Source organism: Pseudomonas serbica (assembly GCF_028823535.1).
Lineage (GTDB): Bacteria > Pseudomonadota > Gammaproteobacteria > Pseudomonadales > Pseudomonadaceae > Aquipseudomonas > Aquipseudomonas serbica.
In genome coordinates this window covers 440,527-447,637 of record NZ_JAQIYM010000004.1, presented here as the reverse complement: position 1 = coordinate 447,637, position 7,111 = coordinate 440,527, and the positions used below count along the sequence as shown (strand labels likewise).

General features: G+C 61.9%; 6 protein-coding genes. All 6 read right to left on the bottom strand.

Annotated features, from left to right (window positions below; all coding sequences use genetic code 11):
* Nucleotides 1–161 precede the first annotated feature (161 nt).
* A complete protein-coding gene (locus NQL71_RS09060) occupies nt 162–971 on the bottom strand; it encodes an ABC transporter permease (RefSeq protein WP_046816458.1) in 810 nt (269 codons plus the stop codon).
* A complete protein-coding gene (locus NQL71_RS09055; protein ID WP_046816459.1) occupies nt 961–1,908 on the bottom strand; it encodes an ABC transporter permease in 948 nt (315 codons plus the stop codon). Before NQL71_RS09055 ends, NQL71_RS09060 begins: the two co-directional genes overlap by 11 nt.
* Before the next feature lies 1 nt (nt 1,909).
* The gene (locus NQL71_RS09050) at nt 1,910–2,947 is read right to left on the bottom strand and encodes an ABC transporter ATP-binding protein (RefSeq protein ID WP_046816460.1); all 1,038 of its coding nucleotides are present in this window, start codon (nt 2,945–2,947) and stop codon (nt 1,910–1,912) included.
* A 209-nt stretch (nt 2,948–3,156) separates the two neighbouring features.
* Nucleotides 3,157–4,308: a putative ABC transporter substrate-binding protein YdcS gene (ydcS, locus tag NQL71_RS09045; RefSeq protein WP_046816461.1), complete on the bottom strand. Its 1,152-nt coding sequence runs from the start codon at nt 4,306–4,308 to the stop codon at nt 3,157–3,159.
* A gap of 83 nt (nt 4,309–4,391) precedes the next feature.
* The gene (locus tag NQL71_RS09040; protein ID WP_046816462.1) at nt 4,392–5,849 is read right to left on the bottom strand and encodes a gamma-aminobutyraldehyde dehydrogenase; all 1,458 of its coding nucleotides are present in this window, start codon (nt 5,847–5,849) and stop codon (nt 4,392–4,394) included.
* Between the two features lie 131 nt (nt 5,850–5,980).
* The gene (locus NQL71_RS09035; RefSeq protein ID WP_008151654.1) at nt 5,981–6,895 is read right to left on the bottom strand and encodes a LysR family transcriptional regulator; all 915 of its coding nucleotides are present in this window, start codon (nt 6,893–6,895) and stop codon (nt 5,981–5,983) included.
* Nucleotides 6,896–7,111 lie beyond the last annotated feature (216 nt).

Sequence of the window (7,111 nt, the reverse complement as noted above, 5' to 3'; positions counted from 1 at the left end):
ACGCCGCCTTCGCCGGCAAGCCGGCTCCTACAGGATTCGGTTTTTGTAGGCGCTGGCTTGCCAGCGAAGACGTCATCACAGGCAACGTCGATGTTGGCTGACCCAGCGCTTTCGCCGACAAGCCGGCTCCTACAGGATTCGGTTCCTCCAGGGGTATTCGGTTACTTGCCGCCGCTCCCCGCCACGCTTTCACCGCCACGGGTCAGGTAATAGGCGCCAAGGATCGGCAGCATGGTCACCATCATCACCAGCATCGCCACGACGTTGGTCACCGGCACGTCCCGCGGCCGGCTGAGCTGGTTGAGCAGCCACAGCGGCAGGGTGCGTTCATGGCCGGCAGTGAAGGTGGTGACGATGATTTCGTCGAACGACAGCGCAAACGCCAACATGCCGCCGGCCAACAGCGCCGAGCCGAGGTTCGGCAGGATGATGTAGCGGAAGGTCTGCCAGCCGTCGGCGCCGAGGTCCATCGAGGCTTCGATCAAGCTGTGGGAGGTGCGGCGCAAGCGGGCGATGACGTTGTTGTAGACGATCACCACGCAGAAGGTCGCGTGGCCGACGATGATGGTGAACATCCCCGGCTCGATGCCCAGCGTCTTGAACGTCGCCAGCAGCGCGATCCCGGTGATGATGCCTGGCAGGGCGATCGGCAGGATCAGCATCAGCGAGATGCCTTGCTTGCCGAAGAAGTCCCGGCGATACAGCGCCGCCGAAGCCAGCGTGCCGAGGACCATGGCTATCAGCGTGGCAATCGAGGCGATCTGCAACGACAGCTTGATGGCTTCGAGCACGTCCGGCCGGGAAAACGCCACGCCGATCCACTTCAGGGTGAAGCCCTTGGGCGGAAAACTGAACGCCGCGTCTTCGGTATTGAAGGCATACAGGAAGATGATCAGGATCGGGAAGTGCAGGAACACCAACCCGCCCCAGGCGGCAATGCGCAGGCCTAATGAGGCTTTTTCAGAGTGCATCGAAGGCCCCCAGTCGTTTGACGATGGACAGGTAAATGGCGATCAGCACGATCGGCACCAGGGTGAAGGCGGCCGCCATCGGCATGTTGCCGATCGCACCTTGCTGGGCGTAGACCATGCTGCCGACGAAGTAGCCCGGCGGGCCCACCAGTTGCGGCACGATGAAGTCGCCCAGGGTCAGCGAGAAGGTGAAGATGGAACCGGCGGCGATGCCCGGAATCGCCAGCGGAAGTGTCACTTGCATGAAGGTCTGGCGTGGCTTGGCGCCGAGGTCTGCCGACGCTTGCAGCAGCGACGGCGGCAGGCGTTCCAGCGAGGCCTGGATCGGCAGGATCATGAATGGCAGCCAGATGTAGACGAACACCATGAAGCGTCCCAGGTGCGAGGTCGACAAGGTACTGCCGCCGACGCCGGGAATGCCCAGGATGAACTGCAAGACCGGCTCCAGTCCCAGGTGCTGGACGAACCACTGCGCCACGCCACCCTTGGCCAGCAACAGGGTCCAGGCATACGCCTTGACGATGTAACTGGCCCACATCGGCATCATCACCGCGATGTAGAAAAACGCCTTGGTCTTGCCGGTGGTGTAGCGCGCCATGTAGTAGGCAATCGGGAACGCGACGATGGCGCTGGCGATCGAGACGACGACCGCCATGCTCAAGGTGCGCAGGATGATGTCGAAGTTCGACGGCTGGAACAGCGCGGCGAAGTTGGCCAGGGTCAGGTCGGGGGTGACCGCCATGGTGAAGTCGTCGAAGGTGTAGAAACCTTGCCACAACAGGGTCAGCAACGAGCCGAGGTAGATCGCGCCGAACCACAGCAGCGGCGGCACCAGCAGCATCGACAGGTACAGGTTCGGCCGGCGATACAACAGGTTGGAAAATCGGCGCAACGGCGAGCCACTGGCCGGGTTTTGCGGGAGAGCGACGCTGGTCATTTCACACCTCACCCACGATGGTGTCGTGCAACGGGATCATCGCTTCACGCGCCCAGCGTGCGCTGAGGCGTTGTCCGGTCTGATGTTGTGCGCTGCTGTCGATCCACTGGTTGTTGGCCTGGCTGATGTTCAGGGTCTGGCCGTTTTCCAGTTTCAGTTCATAGCGGGTGGCGCTGCCCTGGTACTGGATATCGTGCAGTAGACCGCTGACTTCGATTTCGTGCGCGGCCAGCGGCCCTTCGGCAAAACGCACGTGTTCCGGGCGAATCGAAAACGGCTGTGGGTTGCCGCTCAATTGCTTCGCCAGGTCGCCGCGAATCACGTTGGAGGTGCCGACGAACTCCGCCACAAACGTGGTCGCGGGTTTCATGTAGAGATTGCGCGGGGTGTCGACTTGCTCGATGCGACCCTTGTTGAACACCGCCACGCGATCGGACATCGACAGCGCTTCGGTCTGGTCGTGGGTGACGAAGATGAAGGTGATGCCGAGCTGGCGTTGCAGCTTCTTCAGCTCGCTCTGCATTTGCTCGCGCAACTTCAGGTCGAGCGCGCCCAAGGGTTCGTCGAGCAGCAGCACTCGCGGACGATTGACCAGGGCGCGGGCCAGGGCCACGCGCTGGCGCTGGCCGCCGGACAGTTGCACTGGCTTGCGCTCGCCGTAACCGCCGAGGGCGACCATGTCGAGGGCTTCTTCGGCGCGTTTCTGGCGCTCGGTTTTGCCCACGCCTTTGACCTTCAAGCCATAGGCGACGTTGTCGAGTACGTTCATGTGCGGGAACAGTGCGTAATCCTGGAACACGGTGTTCACGTCACGCTGGTACGGCGGCAGGCCGGCGGCCTCCTCGCCATGAATACGGATCGAGCCCGCGCTCGGTTGTTCAAAACCGGCGATCAGGCGCAGGCAGGTGGTTTTGCCCGAGCCCGAAGGCCCGAGCATGGAAAAGAACTCGCCGTCCTGGATGTCGATGGAAACCCGGTCAACGGCTTTCACTTCGCCGAACTGACGGGAAACGTTGGTGAACTGGACTGCAAGCGTCATGGTGCGGTGCTCCGAAAAGGCGAGGGCCGTCGCAGCGGCCCTGCCTGGACTTCTGAAAAATCTGAATCGAATACGGTGTGCTGGCTGTAGAGATCCCCTGTGGGAGCGGGCTCGCTCGCGAATGCAGTGTGTCAGGCAACATCAATGCTGGATGTGATGGCCTCTTCGCGAGCAAGCCCGCTCCCACAGGGGCGGTGTCATCTCACAAACTATCTGCCGCCCATGATCGCGATGTAGTCCTGGGTCCAGCGGCTGTACGGCACGAACTTGCCGCCTTCGGCCTGTGGGGTTTTCCAGAAGGCGATCTTGTCGAACTGGTCGAACCCATTGGTCTTGCAACCTTCGGCGCCGAGCAATTCGCTTTCCTTGCACGCGGCCGGTACCGCTGGCAACGAACCGAACCACGCCGCCACGTCACCCTGGACTTTCGGTTGCAGCGACCAGTCCATCCATTTGTAGGCACAGTTGGGGTGCTTGGCTTCGGCATGCAGCATGGTGGTATCCGCCCACCCGGTGGCGCCTTCTTTCGGGATGGTCGAGGCGATCGGCTGTTTCTCGTTGACCAGGCCGTTGACCTGATACGGCCAGGCCCCGGACGCGACCACGCCTTCGTTCTTGAAGTCGCTCATCTGTACGGTGGTGTCGTGCCAGTAGCGGTGGATCAACGGCTGCTGGCCGCGCAACAGATCAAGCACCGCCTTGTATTGCGCTTCGGTCAGTTCGTAGGGGTTCTGGATGCCCAGTTCCGGCTTGGCGGTCTTGAGGTACAGCGCCGCGTCGGCGATGTAGATCGGGCCGTCATAGGCTTGCACGCGGCCCTTGTTTGGCTTGCCGTCCGGCAGGTTTTCGGCATTGAACAACACGCCCCAGCTGTCGGGCGCGGTCTTGAAGACGTTGGTGTTGTACATCAATACGTTCGGACCCCACTGGTACGGGGTGCCATAGGTCTGGTTGTTGACCACGTACCACGGCGCATCTTTCAGGCGCGGGTCGAGGTTCTTCCAGTTCGGGATCAACGTCGTGTTGATCGGCTGCACTCGCTTGCCGACGATCAGGCGCAGGGAGGCGTCGCCGGATGCGGTCACCAGGTCATAACCCCCCTTGGCCATCAGGCTGACCATCTCGTCAGAGGTCGCCGCAGTCTTCACGTTGACCTTGCAGCCGGTTTCCTTCTCGAAACCGGTCACCCAGTCGTAGGCCTTGTCGCTTTCGCCACGTTCGATGTAGCCAGGCCACGCCACGATATCCAGTTGGCCTTCGCCGGCACCGACAGCCTTCAACGGCTCGGCGGCCTGGACACTGGCACTGGCCAGCAGCGCTGTGGTGATTGCACTGAGCAGTGCGGTCTTGTGCACGAACATGGGATTTCCCTCTTCTTCAAATTATGGTCGGGGCAGTTGTGAACGTGGTGAAGCATGCCGCTATCGGCTTGTTATTAGCGTAGTCAGAGATGCTGCCCGTGGCGGGCCATGATGTGCCGCACCACGCTGTAGTCCTGGAGTGAATCGCTGGACAGGTCCTTGCCATAGCCCGACCGCTTGAGCCCGCCGTGGGGCATTTCGCTGACCAGCATGAAATGGCTGTTGATCCAGGTGCAGCCATACTGCAAGCGCGCCGCGACCTGCATCGCCTTGTCCAGGTTCTGGGTCCAGACCGAGGAGGCCAGGCCATATTCCGAGTCGTTGGCCCAGTCCACGGCTTGTTCGAGCTGATCGAAACGGGTCACGGTGACCACTGGCCCGAACACTTCGCGCTGGACGATTTCATCGCTTTGCTTGCAACCGGCGAGCAACGTCGGCTGGTAATAGAAGCCGGCACCGGAATGCACCGCCGCACCGGTCACCCGTTCGATATGGGGTTGGCCCAGGGCACGTTCGACGAAACTGGCCACGCGGTCGCGCTGGCGGGTGCTGATCAGCGGGCCGATTTCGTTGTCGGCATCGCGTTTGCCGGCGAAACGCAGGCTGCTGACTGCCGCACCGAGTTCGGCTACCAGGCGATCGTGGATGCCGGCCTGTGCATACACCCGGCAAGCGGCAGTGCAATCCTGCCCGGCGTTGTAATAGCCATAGGTGCGCACGCCTTCGACAACCGCCTGGATGTCGGCATCGTTGCAGACGATTACCGGCGCTTTGCCGCCCAGTTCCAGGTGCGTGCGCTTGAGGGTTTTTGCCGCGGCCTGGAGGATTTTCTGCCCGGTGACGATATCGCCGGTCAGCGACACCATGCGCACCTTGGGATGGCTGACCAGGTGACTGCCGACGCCTTCGCCGCCACCGCAGACAATGTTGATCACGCCGGGTGGCAGGATCTCGGCCAGCGCCGGGGCCAATGCCAGGATCGACAGGGGCGTGTGCTCCGATGGCTTGAACACCAGGGTGTTGCCGGCGGCCAGGGCCGGGGCGATTTTCCATGCCGCCATCATGATCGGGTAATTCCACGGCGCGATGGACGCAACGACTCCGATAGGATCACGACGCACCATGCTGGTGTAGCCAGGCAGGTACTCGCCACTGAGCTGGCCGGTCTGGCAACGCACGGCGCCAGCGAAAAAGCGGAACACATCGACCGTGGCACTCAGGTCGTCCTGGCGGGCAAGGTGCAACGGCTTGCCACAGTTCAGGGATTCAAGGCGGGCGAGCAGGTCGGCGTTTTTTTCGATGGCGTTGGCGATGTCGAGCAACAGGTTCGAACGCTGCTGCGGCGTGGTCCGCGACCACCCGGCAAAGGCACGGTGGGCGGCGAGGATGGCGGCTTCGACTTGTTCGGTGCTGGCTTCGGCAATGTGCGTCAGGACTTCGCCTGTGGCCGGGTTGAGGATCGGTTCGACACGGCCTTGCCCTGCGACTAATTCACCCTCGATCAACAATGCGGTGAACAACGGGGTCTGCGCGCCAGCCATTTTGCGGGTTCTCTTATCTTGTGTGGCCATGCTGCTCCCTGTGACTGGGGCTGGCCGTCTTATATGGATGCAACAAGACTAGTGCGCAGACCCGAGGTCGACAAATTCTAAATACTGAAGGTGGCGTTCGATTAAATAGATGGCTTGCGCCCGCCGTGGGGTTGCTCGCGGGCGACGGTCAGGAACGGGTCCACCAAGGCCGGGCGGGCGGTCCCGCGGCGCCAGGCCAGGCCGACATCGAGGGTCTGGCTGAGGTCGGCAATCGGCCGCGCTTCGATGATGTCGCCCTCCAGCGACCACGGCCGGTACGTCATGTCGGGCTGGATCGACACGCCAAGGCCCGCGGCCACCAGGCTTCGCACGGCTTCGGTCGAGGCGGTGCGCAGAGTGATGCGCGGTTGCAGGGAGGCGGCTGTCCACATGCGCTGGGCATTGCGGTCCATTTCATCAACGTTCAATTGGATCAGCGGCTCGCGGGCCACGTCGGCCAGGTTGATGCTGTCGTGTTCCAGTAGCGGATGCTGGGCCGGTAGCCACAAGCGATGGGGCGAATGGGTCAACACTTCGGTCTGCAGGGCGTGGCGGTCTTCGAGGTTGGAGAGGATCAGCACGCCGACATCGATCTCGCCGCTGACCAGCAAGTGTTCGATGTACGGGCGCTCGTCCTCCATCACGCGGATCTCGACATTGGGGTAGGCGCGCTGGAAGCGCGTGAGCAGATCCGCCAGGTAATAACCCGCCACCAGGCTGGTCACCCCGATGATCAGTTGCCCGGCCACCTGGTCGGTGCTTTGTTGCAGGCTGCGCTTGGCGTTGTCCACGGTGGCCAGGATCAGGTGCGCCTGACGCAGGAACTGGTGCCCCTGATGGGTCAGGGTCATGCCCTTGGCGTGGCGATTGAACAGGCCGACGCCGATTTCCTGCTCAAGTTGCTGGATCGCCAGGGTCAGGGTGGACTGGGAAATGAACGCGGTTTGCGCGGCGGCAGAGATCGAGCCTGTCTCGGCCACGGCAATGAAATGACGGATTTGACGCAAGGTCATCATGAAGAGCGTACCCGGTGCACTGTTTTATAGACTTTATCGAGTGTATATCTTTTTTTTCGATGGAAGCCTCAACCGGGTTTCGGGCGAGTACCACGCAGGCGCCTACGATGGTGCTCATCATTTCCTGTTTTTTGCCGACACGCTTGAGACTGCAGGACCCTTGAACTGGGAGGTGGCGCGATGAGCATCAGGAAATTGTCATTGGGATTGGGACTT